A 1931-nucleotide genomic window follows, 5' to 3' on the forward strand; every position below is an offset into this window, starting at 1 on the left:
ATTGGTCAAAATAGATAAGAAGGTGGTAAAAATCAACAATAAAGGGTTTACCTTATTAGAAGCATTGATATCTTTAGCCATATTAGGAATCATAATAGTTTCTTTTTTGAGTTTGTTTAGTAGTACCAATATAAATATTAATTTTTCCGGCAAAAAAGTTAAAGTTGTTAGAGAAGTAAAAAGTATTTTAGATGAGATACATTTAAAATCTACTAAGGTTTTAATAGAAGATGATGAAAAATTGAAAGCCATAGTTAAAGAAGTTTTGGAAGATAGAGGATACCGAGATGATTATATAATATTTGATAACGATAATAATTTTGAAAAACATCTAAATAAAAAGATTCATTGCTTGATAGAAGAACAAATTGTAGACATTAAGGGAATTGAAAATTCTAATAATATTTTTTCAAATATCCTTAAAATTAAAATTAATTTTTTCTATGAGAATGGGAATAGAAAAGTTCAACTTTCAAACTATGTTTTTATTGAGGAAGATGAAAATGAATAGAAAATTACTTGATAATAGAGGATTGACTTTAGTAGAATTAATATTGACAGTGACTATTTTGGGGATTATTGTTTCTTTTATGTTTATATTTTTGAATTTTAACTATTCAACTTTTCATAGAAGTAATATTACTTATAATAAAGAGACGAATTTAAATAGGATTATAATGGCAATAGAGGATGAGTTAAGATTTGCAGACCAGGTTTATTTATATAAAGATAAGCATGATAATGATTTTGATACTGACAAAAATTATATTTATATAAAAGATAATGCAATAAAGGTACATAAGTTTAAATCTGAATCAAAAATTCTAACTGGAGCTGATATAATAATCAATGAGGCAGAATCATATTTTCAATTAGAAGACAATCTTATTACCATAAATATTAATGGAATATATATAGCGGATGATGAGAAATTTAATATTAAATCTACTATAGAGTTGCTTAACATTAAAGGCAATGATTCAGAAGGCTCTATAATCGAATATATTAACATAAAAGGAGATGATGATAATTGAATTTGAAATCTCTTTTACCTAAAAAAAAGGTCTTATCCTTAGATATAGGATCTTACCAGATAAAGGGAGTTGTAGGAAGAGAAACGAAAAAAGGAATTATTATAGATAATTACTTTACTATCCCTACACCTAAAGAAGCATACAATGATGGAGAAATAGTGGACAAGGAGTTAGTTCACTATGTAATAGATGAAGAGTTAAAAAAGAATAAAATAAAAATTAAAGATACTTATCTAACAATTAATAGCTCCAAGATAATAACTAGGGAAGTTACAATACCTAAAGTGAAACCTGAAGAAATTGCAAATATATTAAGTTATCAAATTTCAGATTATATACCTATGAACCCAGAAAATTATATTGTTCAATATAGCATAATAGATTTAATTTATGAAAATGATGTAGAAAAGTTAAGTATATTATTAATTGGAATACCAAAGGCTATAGTAGAAAATCATCTACAATTGCTAAAGAATTTAGATTTAAACCCTTTAGTATTAGATTATCAACCTAACTCTATAGCTAAACTTATAAAATTTAGCAATTTTATTAATGTAGATTACCCAACAGAAGATATAACTTTTGCTACTATAGATATTGGATACGATAATACCACCATCTCTATAATAAGAAATGGAACAGTATATGTTAGTAGGGTAATTGAAATAGGCGGGAAATATATAGAACAGAGTATTTTGAATTTTTTTGAATATGACGAAGATGAGCTTAAAGAAGTTAAAGGGAAGTTTGATAGTATAAATCAAGATGTTGAAAGTCAAGAATATACTTCTGTTTTTAATATTATTAAAGACTCACTCAACTCATTGAATGAAAGAATAGAGATTGTATTCAGATATTTTTTATCTAGAGAGACTGGTAATCAAATCCATATGATTT

Annotated in this window: 3 protein-coding genes; all 3 read left to right on the forward strand. The window is 25.2% G+C overall.

The features are described 5' to 3' along the window. Positions 1–511, forward strand: a 511-nt coding sequence (locus tag VK998_RS04870) for a prepilin-type N-terminal cleavage/methylation domain-containing protein (RefSeq protein ID WP_325226148.1), incomplete at its 5' end; no start/stop codon positions are given. Further along, entirely contained in the window at positions 504–1034 is a 531-nt protein-coding gene (locus VK998_RS04875) for a PulJ/GspJ family protein (RefSeq protein ID WP_325226151.1), read from the forward strand. The genes VK998_RS04870 and VK998_RS04875, both read left to right, overlap by 8 nt. After that, on the forward strand, positions 1031–1931 hold a 901-nt coding region (gene pilM, locus VK998_RS04880), incomplete at its 3' end, for a pilus assembly protein PilM (RefSeq protein WP_325226154.1). The genes VK998_RS04875 and pilM, both read left to right, overlap by 4 nt.

Source organism: Schnuerera sp., assembly GCF_035459645.1.
GTDB lineage: Bacteria > Bacillota > Clostridia > Tissierellales > Tepidimicrobiaceae > Schnuerera.